Source organism: Slackia sp. CM382 (assembly GCF_000293015.1).
Classification (GTDB): Bacteria; Actinomycetota; Coriobacteriia; order Coriobacteriales; family Eggerthellaceae; genus Slackia; species Slackia exigua.
Genome location: NZ_ALNO01000011.1, coordinates 14,224 through 31,087, shown reverse-complemented (window position 1 = coordinate 31,087; position 16,864 = coordinate 14,224). Strand labels below are relative to the sequence as shown.

Below are 16,864 nucleotides of genomic sequence, written 5' to 3'. Positions count from 1 at the left end.
CCAACCGTCCCCGACGTACAAACGATGCGAGATCGTTCCTGACGCAAAGCCGCTGGTCTGATACCAAACCACCCTTAGTTCAAGGCTGCTGGTCCGATATCAAACCTTTCCTGATGTAAAGGTGCTGGCCTGACGCAAAGCCGCTCCCAATTCAAGGTTGCTGGCCCGAAGTGGATTGAATGGGACAGGGGGGTATAGGGCGTTTTACATCGAAAAATTCAGAGCCGATGCCAAAAAATCGCTGTTTAGAGAGTCTCGGACGCAATTTATGTTGTATTTACAACAAAAGTATCCATGATGAGATGAAATTCGGTTGTTGTTACAACATATGTGCTGAAAATATACCCCTATAGGGTATACTAAGCTTTAATTTTTTGGCAGTAGAGAGGGTTTTCACCTACAGGAGACTCGCGAGCCGGGTCGTACAGGAGAGTCGTGAGCCAGGTCATGTGCCGATCGCGCGTCGGGTCATACGCCAGGTCATGTGCCGATCGCGGCGCTGGAAATCGCATCGGTTTTGGAATACGGGGAGAACGCCGCACGTAATTACTTCGTCGTACACTGGGTCTAGCCGGATCGTGCGCCGATCGTTGCCGGGGTCATACGTCAAGTCATGCGCCGATCACGGTGTCGGAAGTCGACGCCGGCCCTGCGGAAGAAAACGGACGGCCGTCGCCTAGGATCGTGTATCGCGACATAACCGATACGACGAAAAGCGACGGCTGTCCTCTATATCCATCGATATTGCCGGCATCTTCGGCCGCCACAGGCATCCAACGAACCAGAGACAGCTTCCTTAACCGGCATCTAGCCTCTAGCCTCCATAAAACGCCCCTCATGCCCGGCGACCATGCGCAATGGTCGCAATGGCAGTGGCGACGGCCGTGGCGATACGCGCAGCGATTGCGCGCGATGGCAGCGATGCGCGTGCGTGCAACGATTACGCGTAATGGCGGCGACGATATGCGCAGCGATTACGCGTGATGATGGTGATGCACATGCGTGCACTCGCCATGCGCATGGCCATGCTTCTTGAAATGACCTTTGCGATGGACTTTGCGGCCCTTGCCCTTGCAGGAAACGCCCTTGTCCTTCATAGCAACGATCAGCTTCTCGGTCAGAGCATCAAGCTGAGCCTGCTCTTCAGGCGTCAGCACGGACAGGATTTCTTCCGCGGTCTTCTCGTGCGCCTTGCGACGTTTGACCGCGACCTCGCGACCCTCATCGGTCAGCGTGACGGTATACGTCTTCGCCGCCTCGGCATCGCCGATGACGACATACCCGCGACGGACGGCCTTCTTGACGCAATCCTTCAAGACGCCGCGGCTTACGCCCAGTTCATCGACAAGCTCTCGCTGCGTTGCTCCATCATGGTCAAGAAGCGCCTGGAGCAGGGCGCCCTGACCGCGCTTGTAGCTCTTCGGACCGAACTTCTTGAATGCGAAGCGAACGAGTTTGTTCGCCTTGTTCATCTGCCGCAGGGATTTCAATGCATCGTTCATGGCAATCCTTCCTCTCGATATCTCGAACGACCCCACTCTAATACCCTCGGATCATACCTGTCAATTATTCATGATTTAACTATCTTACATAGTATTACCAGTTATTCTTGTAGCTATATTATTCGTATTTTAGGTAGTGAATAGATTATATATTCACAGGAAAGCATCGATGCCGGGCTTGAACGGCACAAGCCGACGATCGCCTTCGCACCGCGGCAAAGGCACCCGCGAAGAGCCAATGGAGACGCGAACGTCCCTGCGGGCTTCGGTAAAAACGGGCCGTACTCATGATGACTCGCACAATCATGGCCATCAGCCATGGTCATGACCTCCCGCACAATCACGACCGCCCGTGCAATCGCACGTCCACCCGCATAGCGGGGGCTTCGAGGTTCAGCGAGGTGTACATGGCAAAGCGACACGCGTCCATCCGCATAGCGGGCGGCTTGCCGCCCCTCGCACTTCATGCAGAGAGCTCGATTGGCGCATGGTCGGAGAGAGGCTGCGCGCAGACGACGGCATCCTAGGCCGCATGGACACGCTTCGACCAGATAGCCGCGCGCGAGGGATGGGACGAAGGCATCCCCAGCCGCGTGGACACGCTACCAAAGAAAGACCCTCAGAAAAAAGGAGGCCGCCCGTAGGCGGCCTCCTCGGCACGTCGGATCGTTCGAGCCGACGGTATGGGTTCGCGCGTGTCCCTTAGGCCAGGGAGCGACGGCGGGATTATGCTCGACGCACGAACATGGATCCGTGCACGTCCCCCTAGACCAAGGTCTGGGCGATCAGCATGCCGCTGCCGAACACGAGCAGGAAGATGACCATCGGCGTGACGAACTTCAGCCAATGCTGATACTTCATGTCCAACATCTGCAACGTTGCCATGACCAGGCCCGTAGGCGCAAGGTAGAGCATCGCGTACTGACCCCAGTTGTATGCGCAGACGATCGTGTAGCGATCGATGCCGACGGCGTCGGCGAGGGGCGCGAAGATGGGCATTGCCAGAACGGCGAGGCCCGAAGAGGACGGAACGATGAAGCCGAGCAGGAAGAACACGAGCATGACCATCACGACGAAGATCGGTCCGGGCATGCCGGCGACCGCATTGGACGCCCAGTACAGGATCGTGTCGGAAATCAGGCCCTCGTCGAGGATCAGGTTGATGCCGCGAGCAAGGCCGATGATCAGGGACACGCCCACGAGGCTTGCGGAACCGGCGGTGAAGGCTTCGGTGCATTCCTTCTCGTTCTTGCCGGAGATGATCATGCAGATGATGGCGATCAGCAGGAACGAACCGGCCATCTGCGGGAACCACCAGTGCAGAGCCATGACGCCGTAGACCATGATGACGAAGGCGGCGACGAAGAGGATGAGGATGGCCTTCTTGCGCCAGTTGAAGTCATGGCCGGTGCCGGAAGCACGAACGGCATAGAGCTCGGCGAAGTGCTCGCGGTCCTCGTAGGTGTAGGAGAACGTAGGATCGGCCTTGATCTTCTTGGAATACCAGTACAGGTATGCGATGACCGCGATACCGCCGACGATAAGGCCTGCGGTACGCCAACCGATGCCCTCGAGGAAGTTGATGCCCGCGGCGTTCGATGCGATGACGGCCGCGAACGGGTTGATCGTCGAGAACGTGGTGCCCATGGATCCGGCGAGGAAGATGGCGCCGACGCAGATGATGGAGTCATAGCCGAGGGCCAGGAATATAGGCACGAGAATCGGGTAGAACGCGACCGCTTCTTCCTCAAGGCCGCAGGTGGTGCCGCCGACGAGCATGAAGACGGAGACGAGGAAGACGAGCAGGAACTCGCGACCCTTGGTTTTCTTGGTCAGGGCATGCAGGCCGGCCTCGAACGCTCCGGAGAGGTTCACGACGCCGATCAGGCCGCCCAGGACGAAGATGAATACCATGATGTCGACGCCGTCGATCGTGCCGCGCACCATCGACAAGGTGATCTCATCGAGGCCCTTGCTCTTGGAAGGAAGCTCGGTGTAGGTGCCCGGAATGGAAATCGGCTTGGTGATGGAGCCGTCGACGAACTTGCTGACCTGGACGGCCATGCCGGCGGTCTCGGGGTTGGCCTCAAGGGCCTCCTGGGTGGCTTCCAGCATCTCGGTGGAGCCATCAGGCTGGGTGATCATGAGCTGGCCGCTATCGGGCACATACGACAGTTTTGCATATTTGCCTGCCGGGATGCACCACGTGGCGATGACGGCCAGAATCGTGATGATGAACAGAATGGTGAATGCGGTGGGGACGTTGAACTTCTTCTTTTTCTTCTGCGTGGCCGACGCGGTCGGCGCAGCAGCAGCTGCTTCGGACATACGTATCCTCCTGAGCTCTGTGGATTATGGAACAGAGGGGGGTCGCCTTTTCCCGGAAGGAGAAAGCTGGAAGCAGCCTCGCCAGGTCCGCATGCCTCATGTGCGGACCCGGCAAAGGCTTGGAATCGAAGAAAGGTCGCAGCACCGGCCCATCGATCCCGTCTAACACCCAATGGGCGACCAGGGACATAGCCTCCCAGACCCGCCTGCCTCATGGGCGGGTCTGGATAGAGCCGTATCTAACTTGGCAAGGTGTTTTCTAGTCCACCGTGATGGTGGTGCCGGTCTCGCCCTTGATGGCCGCCTCGGCGCATTCAAGGGACGTGATGAGAGCCTTGCCCGACGGATAGTCAGCAAGATACTCCAGGCAGGCCTGAACCTTCGGCAGCATCGAGCCGGGAGCGAACTGGCCCTCCTCGATGTAGCGCTGCGCGTCGGCAACGGACATGTGGTCGAGGTTCTTCTGCTCGGGAGTGTTGAAGTTGATGGCGACCTTCTCGACCGCCGTCAGGATGATGAGCATGTCGGCCTTGAAGTCGGCAGCCATGCGTGCGCTCGAGCGGTCCTTGTCGATGACCGCGGGAACGCCGGAATACGCGCCGTCCTTCTCGAAGACGGGCACGCCGCCGCCGCCGGTGCAGACGACGATATAACCGGCATTCATGAGGTCCTGCACTGCATCGAACTCGACGATGCGCTCAGGCTTCGGGGACGCCACGACCTGACGCCAACCGCGGCCGGCGTCTTCCTTGTAGACGTAGCCGGTCTCCTCGGCCTTTGCCTTGGCCTCTTCCTCGGTGAGAAAGGCTCCGACGGGCTTGGTCGGGTTCTTGAATCCCGGATCGTCAGGGCTCACGACGGTCTGCGTGATGATGTTCGCGGTGGAGCGCATGATACCGCGACGCCTCATCTCGTTCAGAATCGCCTGAGACAGCTGATAGCCGATGTAGCCCTGGCTCATGGCGCCGGCCTCGGGGAACGGGACATCGGGGGTCTTGCCGTCACGAGAATGGGCGAAGTCGCACGCATTCTTGATCATGCCGACCTGAGGGCCGTTGCCATGGCTGACGATGAGATTGTTGCCGTCGGCGATGAGGTCGACGATGTTCTTAGCGGTGCTCTTGACGAGCTCGAGCTGTTCGGCCGGGGAGTTGCCGAGCGCGTTGCCGCCGAGGGCGATCACGACGCGCTTTCCCTCTCCTTTGGTGTAAGGCATGTCAGTGTCTCCAGTCTCTACTTAAGGGTGGCGTACATGACGGCCTTGATGGTGTGCATGCGGTTCTCGGCCTCGTCGAAGACCTTGGACTGAGCGGATTCGAACACCTCGTCCTCGACTTCCATCTCGGTGATGCCGAACTGCTCGGCCTTCTGGGCACCGATCGTGGTGTTGGTGTCGTGGAACGCGGGCAGGCAGTGCAGGAAGATCGCCTCGGGCTTGGCCATGGCCATGACTTCCTTGGTCACGCGATACGGCTCGAGTTCCTTGATGCGCTCGGCCCAGACCTCGTCGGGCTCGCCCATGGAAACCCAGACGTCGGTGTAGATGACGTCGGCGCCGGTGCAGGCTTCCTTGACGTCCTCGGTGAGCAGGATGGAGCAGCCGTTCTCGGCGGCGATGGGCTTGCAGGCCTCGATCACGTCATCGGCGGGCATGCAGTGCTTCGGGCCGCAGGCGACGAAGTTCATGCCCAGCTTGGAGCACACGACCATGAGGGAGCGAGCGACGTTGTTCTTGCAGTCGCCCATGAACACCAGGGTGCGACCCTTGATCTCGTAGTTGAAGTTCTCCTGCACGGTGAGGATGTCGGCGAGCATCTGGGTGGGATGCCACAGGTCGGTCAGGCCGTTCCAGACGGGCACGCCGGCCTTGGCGCCGAGCTCTTCGACGTCTTCCTGGGCGAAGCCGCGGAATTCGATGCCGTCATACATACGGCCGAGAACACGGGCGGTATCCTCGATGGATTCCTTCTTGCCCATCTGGGAGCTGCCGGGATCGAGGTAGGTGACGCCCATGCCGAGATCCATGCCGCCCACTTCGAAGGCGCAGCGGGTGCGGGTGGAGGTCTTCTGGAAGAGGAGGACGATATTCTTGCCCTCGAGGTAGCGATGCGGAACGCCCGCGCGCTTCATATCTTTGAGGTTCTTGGAGAGCTTGAGCAGATACTCGATCTCTTCGGTCGAGAAGTCGAGAAGCTTGATGAAATTGCGACCACTGAGGCTGACGCCCATGTCGGGCTCCTTTCTCTACGACGGGATCGCTCCCGTCCTCGTGATTACGTGCCCAGCGATGATTCCGACGCCTCATAGGGACAGCCTTCTCGACGATGGCTCGCGACCCCGTCGGATTCATCTCCGTCCGGCACCTTCATATGCACATTATATGGATGTCATATGCACATTTACCATGCTTAATACGGGTGGCTATAGGGATGTAAACCGGGTTTAGAATATAAACTACCTGTTCAATAGACTAAAAGAGCAAAACTTACAATCTCGTCCGTTTAGGGATTCGAAAGCACTAAACTTTGAATCGGCATTGCAACCCGCTTGGGCAGGAAGGTTTTCATGGCCAACCTAGCGCTGTTCTATTACACGCTCGTGATTCTTCTCATCGCGGTCATGGCCGCGGCCCTGAGCCTCTCCACCTACGTGGTGTCGCGAAGGCGCGTCTATCTGCTTGCGGCGATCGCCTTCCTCTTCTATTTCTTCGACGTCGCCGTGGTGTTCCAGGACGATTTCCTCCTGCGCCATTCCCTCGACCAACTCAGCGAACGCGGAGCCTATATCTATCTGGTCGGGCAGCCGTACGGCATGATTCTGACCGGTGCGGGCGTGTTCGTCCCCCTGTGGCTTATGGTCTGCGATTTCTTCGAGGTGAAGAACCGCGCGATGCTCATTGCGCCCGGCGTGGCATTCGCGCTCGGAAGCGTGATCGTCGAACTCGCCATCCCCCATGGAAACGTGCATGAGTTCGTATTCGTCTCGATGCGCGGAGTCTTCCTGTTCTGGACGCTCGGCTTCGCCGTATACCAGACGGCCCGCTCGACGGGAGCCATGCGCGGCCAAGCCAAGAAGAAGGGAAAGCTGTTCTGGGGCATGTTCGTCCTGGGCGCCGCCGTCGTCTTCGAAAACGTCATGCTCATGTTCGTCGTGGAAGCTCCGGAGTTCGTCAAGGGCACGATCTTCATCTTCCCTGAGCGCAATCCGATGGAGAACATGCTCATGCTCTGGTGCGCCCTCTACTCGGTGAACGCAGACCTACGAGTGCTCAACCTGCATTTCCGCAGGCCTCCGGTCACCGAGAGCGATCGTTTGACCGCCTTTATCAACGACGGCATGGAGGCATACGCCGACCATTACAGGCTTTCCAACAAAGAGCAGGAAGTGCTCACGCAGGTGCTGCTCGGCAAGGACAACCAGAACATCGCCTCGACCATGAGCATCGCGCTCAGCACCGTGAAGGTGCATGTGCACAACATCCTGAAGAAGACCGGCATGGCGAACCGCCAGGAACTCATCAGCGACTTCCATAAAAGAGCCTAGATCGACGCGACTGCAACGGCGCGCATGCGGCCAACAAGGGCAGCACCGCAGGATTCACAGACTCGACGTGAAGAGCGCAACCGTGCCGGGCTGTCCCTGCATGAAGAGCGCGACCGTGCGAGCCATTCGGCAGATACGGTTCCATAGGCCGTGATCGCGACGTCGACATTGCAGGTTCAAGTCGCTCTTAAAGCCGTAGGGCCTGAAACGACATCCGCTTCAGGCCCCGGCCTTCACTCTAGTCTGTCACGTCGGACATGCCGAGCCGATTGCTCCCCGTCCGATGCCGCCGCCGTCAGATGCTCCTGTCTGGGCGACGCTCCTGCCTGCGCCATGCGATGATGGCCGCGGAAGCGGTGCCGGAAGCGATCGCGATACCCGCGAGAGCCGTCAAGGGCAAGGAATCGCCGGTCTTCGGGATCTTAGACCCTGACGAACTTGATGAGGTCTTCTGCTGAGCAACCTTCTTGCCACCCTGCTCGGTAGAAGAAGCACCCTGGGGCTTCTTGCTCGGATTCTTGTCATCCGGCTGAACGGGATTCGGCTCATCGACGACCGTCGGCGTATAGGTGGCGGTCACGGGCGTCCCGTTCACATCGAGCGCCTGAACCGTTGCAGGAACAGGCGTGCCGACGAAGTCGGCATGCGGCGTGAACGCCACCGTGCCTGTGGCCGGATCGATCGTATAGGTGCCGACCTCGTTGCCCTTCGCATCAAGCGCAGGAACGGCGGTCTCATCGGTCGGCACACCGTTCACCACAAGTTTCGCCGGATTGCCAGCGGAGATGGTGACGGGGACATCCGGATCGCCGGGCGTGAAGACGGGGGTTCCCGTCTGAGGCTGCCCTTTTTTGCCGGTCGAGGTCACATCGGTGCCCTTGGGTGTGACAGGAGTGACCGTCGGTGTGTACATAGCGGTCGCAGGCGTTCCGTTCTTGTCCTTCATCTGGACTTTGACGCCGGTAGCCGTCCCCGTGAAGCTGGGATTCGGCGTGAACGTTATGGATCCGTCGGAGTTCAGGACGTATGAACCCTCCCCATAGACCGTAACCTTATCGGTCTCGTTCCCATCGCCGTCGACGAGCGTCAACGTGGAAGGATCGAGCGGCACCGATTTATCGACGCCGCCGACATTCACCGTACCGGGAGCGAACGTGGGCGTCCCGGCCTGAGGCAGACCCTGCTTGCCTGTGGAGGTGGCAGGCGTGCCCGCGGGCGTAACGGGAATGACCGTCGGGGTATACGTCGCCGTTACCTTGTTGCCGACAATATCCGTGCGCTGAACCGTGATGCCGGCAGCCTTCCCCGTGAAGCTGGGCTCCGGAGAGAACGTGACAGTGCCCGTATTCGTATCGATACGGTAGGCGCCTTCGCCGGCCGCAACGAGAGACTCGACGAGACCGCCGTCTTTGTCGACGATCATGGGAGGAATGTTCTCGTCAATGCCGACTTCATCGTTTCCGCCTTTGAACGTAGGCGTGCCCGTCTGAGGCTGACCCTGGATATCGCTGCTCACGACATCGTTGCCTGAAGGAGCGACTGGAATGACCGTCGGCAGGTACTTCGCCGTGGCGGGCGTGCCGTTCTTATCCTTCATCTGAACCGTGACGCCAGTGGCCTTTCCCGTGAAAGCGACTTCAGGTGTGAACGACACGGTGACGTTGCCATCCTGCGTGGTTTCTATCTTATACGTGCCTTCATGAGGAATCGTCAGCGAGCTCACCGGGTTGCCGCTGCCGTCGATGAGGATCGCCGTGGCCGGATCGAGATCGACCGTACCGGTGGTGCCGTCGGAATTCTTGCCCACGCCGGCCGTGAACGCGACGGTGCCTTGCTGCTTCACGCCCTGCTCTCCCGTCGAGGAGGCTCCCTGCGCCGTAGGCACGACCGGATTGACGAACGGCGTATACGTGGTTTGCGCAGCATTTCCGAGCGAGTCTTTCATCTGTACCTTGACGCCCGAAGCCTTGCCGGTGAACCCAGGCTCAGGAGTGAAAACGACGGTGCCGTCGGAATGGAGTCCGTACGTGCCCTCGTCTTTCACCGCGAGGGTCTTGACCTCGTTGCCGTCAGGATCGACGAGCGTAAGCGTCGAGGAATCCATCGACGCGACGGATTCGTCTTCGGATGAGAAGGAAGGTTTGCCGGACTGGGGCTTTCCCTGAATGTCTTCGGAAGTCGCCGGGATAGCCATAGGCGCAAGCGGCACGACCGTAGGAATGAACATGCCGTCCATCGTGGAAGCGTAGCTCACGTTCTCAAGCGCATCATTCGTACTCTTCCAACCTGTGGTCTGGCCATTGGCATCAACGCGACGGATCGCGATGCCTTGTGCCGGACCTGCGAAGCCGCGTTCGGGCACGAATGCGGCCTTCACGTCTTTGCCGGACGCTTCGATCTTGTATCTGCCTTCGCCGCTCACGGCATAATAGCCATCTCCATCAAGTTCAGATGTTTGGACGATCGTGCCGTCGGGCTTCACCATGACGGGAGCTGACGCTTCGTTGATCGAATTGGCATCGGTGCTATGATCGAGCATGCCGTAGGAAGAGAACGCCACGGTCGCCGCCTGAGGCTTGCCCTGCTTGGCGGATGTCTTTTCGAGCGAGCCGCGCGGCGGAACGGTCACCTGGACGAGAAAATCCTCGACCTCGCCGGAGAATGCCTGGCCTGTAGGCGACTCCACGTCTTTAGCGTCACGAGAGATGCGTACGCGCGTACCCAATTCCGCGATGCTCGTATCGACGTTCTGCTTGATGTCCGTGAACTTCAGCTTGAGATCCCCGTCTGCCGTGACCTCGGCTGCTTCGGACCCTTCGCCCTCGTCGAACGTGCCGTTGTTGTTGAAGTCCACCCAACCCTTGGCATAGGCCTTGCCCGTTGCTCCAGGATGCGCCTGGACCGTAAGCTCATAGGTATCGTCCGAAGCGCGGTAAACGGCATACGTGCCGCCGTTCATCAGCTGCCCTTCGCCTTCGTCCGCGTCGCCCGTATCGTCATCGGAAGTCCATGCCGTGGAGTCCGCGTTCTTTATGCCCATATCAGGACGTACGGAACCCAGATACGGCATGTCTCCCTTGAGATTGATGACATGCGTGGCCTCGCCGTACGATGCGGGAGCGTCGCCCTCGTCGTTCAGCACCATGCCGAGCATGGTGCTCTGGGCTCCGCGCGAATTGACGTAGATCCCGATATTGCTGACATCGCGAGCGACGACCACGGGCAGCGAGTAACGCAGCCTGTTGTTGCCGTTTGCGTCGTATTTCTGCCAACCTGCGGGAATGGCTCCGTTCTGCGCCGTCATGACAGGGCCGAACACCTGCGTGCCGATGCCGTCGCCGAAGGTCTGGGTGCCGCCGATCGCGCCGTGGGTGTCCGCAATGGAATGCGCGGAAGCTGCCGGATTGAGATTACCCCAGTATCGCGCCGGATACTGGGTATTGGATATCCACATGCCCGTGTTGTACGTCAACGGTTTATAGGAAACTTCGGTCGTATCGTCGGAAACCTGAGTGAGAAGCTCCCACGGCTCGCCGTCGGTCGTGTAGATCTCCTTCTCCTCGGAATTGGCCTCTTCGCCCGAGGCGACGATCATGTCGAGCTTGACGGGTTCGCCGCGATAGGTGGCGGAAACCTTGAGTTGAACTCCTATGTTGCCGCCGTCCTTATTGGGGCGGATGACCGGGGTTCCCGGAACCGTGACGCCGTAGGTCTTCAGAAGGGAATAGGAATCCTGCTTGGAAAAGACGACGTCGGCAGGCTGGCCGTCCCGGTATCGATTGATTGCGTTCTCGTCGTAGAGGGCCGCATCGGCCGTGCCTTCCACTCGAGCCTTGAAAGTGTCGGTGGCATCGAAGGGCTTGAGGCCCACGACCTCGACATGCACGACGTAATCGGGAGAAAGCTCCTTTTCCCATGTCGTGCCGACCGACAGCGCGCGGTCGTTACGCGGAGCGACCGCAGTGGTGTTCGTCGCGCCCGTGAAATCGAACCAGGTGATGTCGGACACGGTATCGCGGCCTTGGAATTGCTTGTAGTCCTGCACCCAAGACTCTGCCGTGGACGGGTCGTCGGCATATGCTTTCGTCGATATAGATGCGCCTGCCATCGGAGAAAGCGATGCGGCGATCAGGGCCGACAAAGCAGCGATGCCGAACGTGCGGAACATGCGCACGTTCAACCAGCGTGCTTTTTCGTAAGCGCTCATGCTGGAGTATCCCTTCTGCTTCGATCGAACGGCTCGGTCGTCCGCACGGAAAAGCGCAGTGCGCGCTTCGTCCACGCAGACGACGTCATACATGATACGTAAACAGAACGGTGTCGAAAAGAGGGAAAATACGTGACGATGCCTGCATTTCGCGCCTATGTCGATTCGCCTATTCAGAACGTACGGCATATATGACATGCATGAAATGCCATTTGAAACGAGAAGGATCCGGCGCTCACGCCTTCTTTGTGGCGACGGTGATTTTCGTATAGTCCGTCGAATGGTTCGCGTACGTGTCGAAATCCGACGTGTTCGTGCTCACGACCCCACCGAAACGCGTTTCGGCCCCCAGGCCGAACGCGAGCACGTCGGCGCCTGCCGCATACGATGCGAGGAACCGATCCTCATGCCCGGGCCTCGCGAACCGCATCGGCAGGTATTCGACGAATCCGGCGGCGCCGAAGACCTCGCGCGCCTGCGCCTCCTGGGCTGCCGTCTCGTCATGAGATGGCAGATCGCCCTTGTCGGCCTTCAGAAACGAGACGTGCACGGCGTCCGACCCGGTCGCTGCAAGGCAGCTTCTGCGGAAATCCTGCATCGACACGCCTCCTATCCCATAGGCGAGCACGAGCCCGAGCGTGTCGTTCGCATACGCATGAAGGAAGCTGTCGCACGCTATGGCGAAGAAATCGAAGGCATCGACGTTGTTGCATCGCGCGAAAATGGGCTGGAACAGGGCCATCATCTCCATGTCGAAGCGCTGGACCCCTGCCCGCTTGAAGAAGGGAAAGGTCGCGCCCGAGATATTGGACACAGCGGCGCTCATGGTCACGGACGCATCGGGCGCCACATCGAAGACGCGATGGATGGCCGCAGAGATATCCGCAAGCGCCTGGCCCGCCATGCTCGCCGTCCCGCCGCCGTAGCGCACGGCCTGAACCTGGCAGTCGTCGAACTGCCCGGCGTTCGCAAGCATCTCCCTGATAAGAGCCTGCACATACGTACGCATGCGCTCGCTGTCCCAGCCGACGACCATGTCTTCCGCGAAATGATCGCGTTCCTTCAGGCGAAAGGGCAGCTCGACCTTGAGCAGCACCGGACGCTTCTCCATACCGCACCTCCGAATTCCGACGAAAGGCCGGCCGCCCTTGCAGACGGCCGGCCATCATGGTAGCGCACGCGCGCCGCACGCCCTTCCCCATGGAGGGGCGAAGGGGAAGGGCCTTATTTCCCGAGCGATTCGACGACATGCTCAGCGGCGCAGTATCCGCTGATCAAGGCAGATCCGCAGCTATTGCCGGCAGTCGGCGTGGCGTACTGGATGCCGTAGCGCTGGCCGCAGTTGTTGCCTGCGGCGTACAGTCCCTCGATCGGGGTCTTATCGCCGTACAGCACGCGGTAGCTTCCGTCGGTGCACACGGCCGCATGCTGGCACAGACCGCCGCTCACCTGGTTGGACGTCTTCGAGAACGAGGCGAAGAAGGGGGCGTCCTTGATGGCGAACAGGTTCTGGGGATCGCATCCCCAGTCGGAGTCCTTGCCGGCCTCGCACATCTCGTTGTAGCGCGCGACCTCGACAAGGAAGTTCTTCTTGGCCTCTCCCGTATAGCCGACGATATCCGCGAGCTCGTCGAGCGTGTCGGCGGCATACACCTTGCTGTATTCCTTGCCGAAGCGGGCGAACGCGCGCACGTCGAAGCCGTCGGCGCCGGTGACGTAGTTCTTCATGTTCTCACGAACCTCTTCGACCATGTAGTCGCTGGAACGGTCCATGGTCTCATGGCCGTAGCCCTGATAGCTCAGGTACGTCTCCCAGTTGGAATCGGTCACGTTGACGAGCAGGGAATCGGCGGGAAGCATGTCCAAATAGCCGTTCGATCCATGCTTGATCAGGCTTTCGTTCATGAAGCGCTTGCCATCGCCGCCGAAGCAGGGCCATGCGCCGCCGAACGCGAAGCCGGGAACCCCGTTGATGCCGGCGGCCTGGCCGGCGCGCGGGCCGCCTTCCATCGTGGCGCCTGCCCACAGGCACATGCGAATGCCCGATCCGTCGCGGCCCATGCCCATCGTGGAAGCGACGTCGGTGCGATCCTTGCCGAACGACCAGGCAAGATTGCGCATCTGGTCGGACAGGTCGAGCCTCATGTCGGGATTGCCGCCGAAGTCGCCGGCGCAGCAGATGACGGCCTTGGCGTTCACCTGCTTGTAGGCACCGTCGATATCCTTGAAGACTGCGCCCGTCACGGCCTCGCCGTTGCCGCCGACAAGCTCGATGCCCTGGTATCCCCAGCGGATCTCGCCGCCCAAACCCTCGAAGGCGGTGTGCAGCGTGCGGATGACGAACGGCCACATGTTCACGTTGGTGTCCACGTCGCGCCACTGGGTCATGCCGCGGAAGGAGTATTGGCCGGCGCAGATGCCGGAGAAGTTGTCGTTGCCCTTGTAGTTGGAGGTTTTAGCGTAGGCATCGGTGTACTCGGCGGGGATGTAGGTATCCACCATCCAGTCCAGCACCTCGCCGCCGCGCGTGGCGAAATCGCGCACGATGCTCTGGTGCGCATGGCCGCGATACAGACGCATGTACTCGTTAAAGATGTCCATGGGATCGATCTCGGGCGTGCCTTTGTCGAGGAAGAGCTTCGAGTTGTACATGGCCATGTCGCAGGCGTATTCGTCGTACTCGTCGTACGTCTGGGTCTCGGCGAGGATGACCTTGAGCCCGGATTCGGCGCACTTGAGGGCTGCCGTGGTTCCCGCGTTGCCGGCGCCGATGACCAGAACGTCGCAGCTGCCGTCTTCCTCGGCTTCGAGCGCAGGCTTCTCGCCTAGCCAGGCGGGAACGTTCAGCATGAAGTCCTCGGGCGCGATGCCGAGGGCGTCGCAGGCGCCGCCCGCGCTCAGCACGCCGTCGCCCTTGGCCGCAAGGTATTCCTCGGGAGTCGTGGCGGCCTTCACGGCGCCGTCGTTCGCACGGCCGTTCGAGGAATACGATGTGCCCAGAACGTCGTATGCCTTGCCCGTCGCCATCGATCCGTCGGATGCGGGCTTGGTCGCCGCAGCGTCGGATGCCGAGGAACCGCAGGCCGCCAGTCCCGCAAGAGATGCCGCACCCAACGTTCCGACGGCAGCTCCCTTGAGGAACGAGCGCCGCGATACCTTCATCTTCTCAGCCATCATGTCTCCTTTCGATACGCCGCGCACGGCTCCCCGATCGTCTCGGGATGATGACGCGCCCCACGCGACCCCTCCTGATGTCGGCTGCGCCGACAGGAAGGAATGTACGGCGCGGAAAGGGAGATGCCTATCGCCTAAGCCGATGATTTCCCCCGCGCGGACACATCACCCGCTTCGGTGATGCGTGCGTTTAGCCTGGTGAATACCGAGCTGTGCCGCCGGAACACCGCCTTGGCCCTTGAGGGGTCCGCAAAGGAGCGGCCTGTCTCCTGTTTCTTTGACATGGAAAATGAGAGACTTTCCTTATGCCGGATGATTCATCTGATGCAAGAATCGGGTATTCCGCATCGCCTTAGCCGTTAAGGAGCTCGAGCAGCTCTTCACGGGAATGCACGCCCGTCTTCGCGTAGATATGCTTCGCATGCGTGCGGACGGTGTTCTCCGAGATATAGAGTTCCCGCGCGATATACACCTGGCTGAAACCGCGGCAGAGATAGCCGAGAACCTCGGCCTCCCTGCCCGTAAGCCCGAACCGATCGACGACAAGGCGGGTCCGCTCCTCAAGATAACGCGCCGCCGCATCCTTCTCGATTTCGCGCGGGGTCCGCGTATCGCCCTCGAACGCCATGGCCACATTCGTGACGATAAGATAGACCGCCGTGACCGCGAGGCACAGCAGCTTGCCTCCTTCGCCGATCTGCCAGATGAGAACGATGCCTGCAGCGAAGCATGCGGCCATGATCGCGAACGCGACCGGCATGACCACGACGGCCGAAAGATCGGAGGTCCTGGCCGATGCGGCGCAGGTCGTCCAGATCACGATGCCTACGATGGCGAAGGAAAGCGTGGTGAGAACCCTCGTGACGACCATGACGCGCGGATCGCCCGTATCGAAGAACGGCATGACCATGAGCACCGTGACCGAGGCGGGAAGCAGCACGCTCTGCATGGAGTGGAGCGTGAATTCCCGCGGGCTGCGCTTCAGCAGCAGCACGATGACGCCCACCGCGAGCAGAGGGCCCGAAACCGCGCCCCAAAGCGTACCCGCTTCGGAGCCCGATCCTTCCCCGGCAGGCGCGGGATTCCAGATCAGCCCGAGGATGAATGCGACGATCATCGCGCCTGCCAGGGGCTTCCACAGAACCTTGGCCAACGTGACGAAAGATGCGCGCGTCAGGATGCCCCGAGAAAGATCGGACGCATGCGTCGAAGCGGGAGCATCGGAGACGGCTTCGCCATCGCGAAAGTGCGAGGATGCGCCCCGCCGAAGCTCCGCGGCCATGCAGAGGCCGGCCGCAGCGTCGGCCACGACAAGAACCGAGATGCCGTCCGCACCCGAAAGCGCGAGAGGGCTCGCAAGGAATGCACCATGGGCGATCGACGCCATGAGGTAGGACACCGATGCGTTCAAAAGGATCGTCTGCGGGACGAACGTCGAGTAGATGGCACCCCATAAGGCGAGATGGAGCGCGATGCCGATACCGCAGAAAAGGCCTCCGACAATGATCGCGGGCACGAATCCGGGATTCGGCAGGGCGAACGCGCAGCCGACGATCGGCAGCATGACCGCAGCCACGATCAGCCCCATACGCCCGTGGATGGTAGCCACGGGCATCGATCCGCGATGCGACCCGAAGCTCCACGAAACGACGGCCGCGGCGGCCATCGCCAATCCGGCGACGACGCCGGCGATCAGGCATAGGAGCGCCGCATTGCCGATGACCTGCGAGAGAGGCCCTGAATGATCCACGAACGCACGCAGGAAGAAGAGGGATACCGACGAGCCGATAAGGAGAGGCTCGAGAGCGATGAGCTCGCCTCGTTCGTTGCGTATGCTCACGGCGCCTCCCCACATGGAATCATGATGCGCCCATGGTATCAGACGACGGGCGAACGCACGCCGTGCGCCTCTCTGCCTCGTCGATGCGTCTCCCCTTCATCATGCGGACCGTTCCGCATAGATCGATTCCACACCTTCGCGTCCGTTCGGCGCGCAATGCACCCCGAAAATATGCAGCGAACAGCCACTTCTTGAACATTTCATCGCTATCGAGGCGTACAATGCACGCATCGGTCTACACCGCAGGGATATTCATAGGGGAAGAGAGGA

Annotated in this window: 9 protein-coding genes; 1 reads left to right on the top strand and 8 read right to left on the bottom strand. The window is 60.4% G+C overall.

Annotation, left to right across the window (positions count from 1 at the left end; genetic code table 11):
* Positions 1-974: 974 nt before the first annotated feature.
* From HMPREF1155_RS04445 to argF, 4 genes are all read right to left on the bottom strand, one after another.
* Positions 975-1,502 carry a MarR family winged helix-turn-helix transcriptional regulator gene (locus HMPREF1155_RS04445; RefSeq protein WP_009077884.1) on the bottom strand — a complete coding sequence of 176 codons (528 nt, stop codon included), beginning with the start codon at positions 1,500-1,502 and terminating at the stop codon, positions 975-977.
* Positions 1,503-2,267: 765 nt separating this feature from the next.
* On the bottom strand, positions 2,268-3,830 hold the full coding sequence (locus tag HMPREF1155_RS04435; protein ID WP_006363347.1) for a YfcC family protein: 1,563 nt from the start codon (positions 3,828-3,830) through the stop codon (positions 2,268-2,270).
* A 259-nt stretch (positions 3,831-4,089) separates the two neighbouring features.
* Positions 4,090-5,046 carry a carbamate kinase gene (gene arcC, locus HMPREF1155_RS04430; RefSeq protein ID WP_006363348.1) on the bottom strand — a complete coding sequence of 319 codons (957 nt, stop codon included), beginning with the start codon at positions 5,044-5,046 and terminating at the stop codon, positions 4,090-4,092.
* 17 nt (positions 5,047-5,063) lie between these two features.
* A complete protein-coding gene (argF, locus tag HMPREF1155_RS04425; RefSeq protein WP_006363349.1) occupies positions 5,064-6,059 on the bottom strand; it encodes an ornithine carbamoyltransferase in 996 nt (331 codons plus the stop codon).
* 336 nt (positions 6,060-6,395) lie between these two features.
* On the opposite strand from argF, the gene HMPREF1155_RS04420 reads away from it, so the two are divergent.
* Positions 6,396-7,373 (top strand): helix-turn-helix transcriptional regulator, encoded by a 978-nt coding sequence (locus tag HMPREF1155_RS04420; protein WP_009077740.1) that lies wholly within the window; start codon positions 6,396-6,398, stop codon positions 7,371-7,373.
* A gap of 295 nt (positions 7,374-7,668) precedes the next feature.
* On the opposite strand, the gene HMPREF1155_RS04415 is transcribed toward HMPREF1155_RS04420, so the two are convergent.
* From HMPREF1155_RS04415 to HMPREF1155_RS09055, 4 genes are all read right to left on the bottom strand, one after another.
* Complete coding sequence (locus HMPREF1155_RS04415; protein WP_238319105.1) at positions 7,669-11,580, bottom strand: GEVED domain-containing protein; 3,912 nt, start codon at positions 11,578-11,580, stop codon at positions 7,669-7,671.
* Between the two features lie 235 nt (positions 11,581-11,815).
* On the bottom strand, positions 11,816-12,691 hold the full coding sequence (locus tag HMPREF1155_RS04410; protein ID WP_009077814.1) for a hypothetical protein: 876 nt from the start codon (positions 12,689-12,691) through the stop codon (positions 11,816-11,818).
* 113 nt (positions 12,692-12,804) lie between these two features.
* Positions 12,805-14,754 carry an FAD-binding protein gene (locus HMPREF1155_RS04405; protein WP_009077988.1) on the bottom strand — a complete coding sequence of 650 codons (1,950 nt, stop codon included), beginning with the start codon at positions 14,752-14,754 and terminating at the stop codon, positions 12,805-12,807.
* Positions 14,755-15,106: 352 nt separating this feature from the next.
* The gene (locus tag HMPREF1155_RS09055; protein WP_202898208.1) at positions 15,107-16,594 is read right to left on the bottom strand and encodes a helix-turn-helix transcriptional regulator; all 1,488 of its coding nucleotides are present in this window, start codon (positions 16,592-16,594) and stop codon (positions 15,107-15,109) included.
* Between the last annotated feature and the right edge of the window lie 270 nt (positions 16,595-16,864).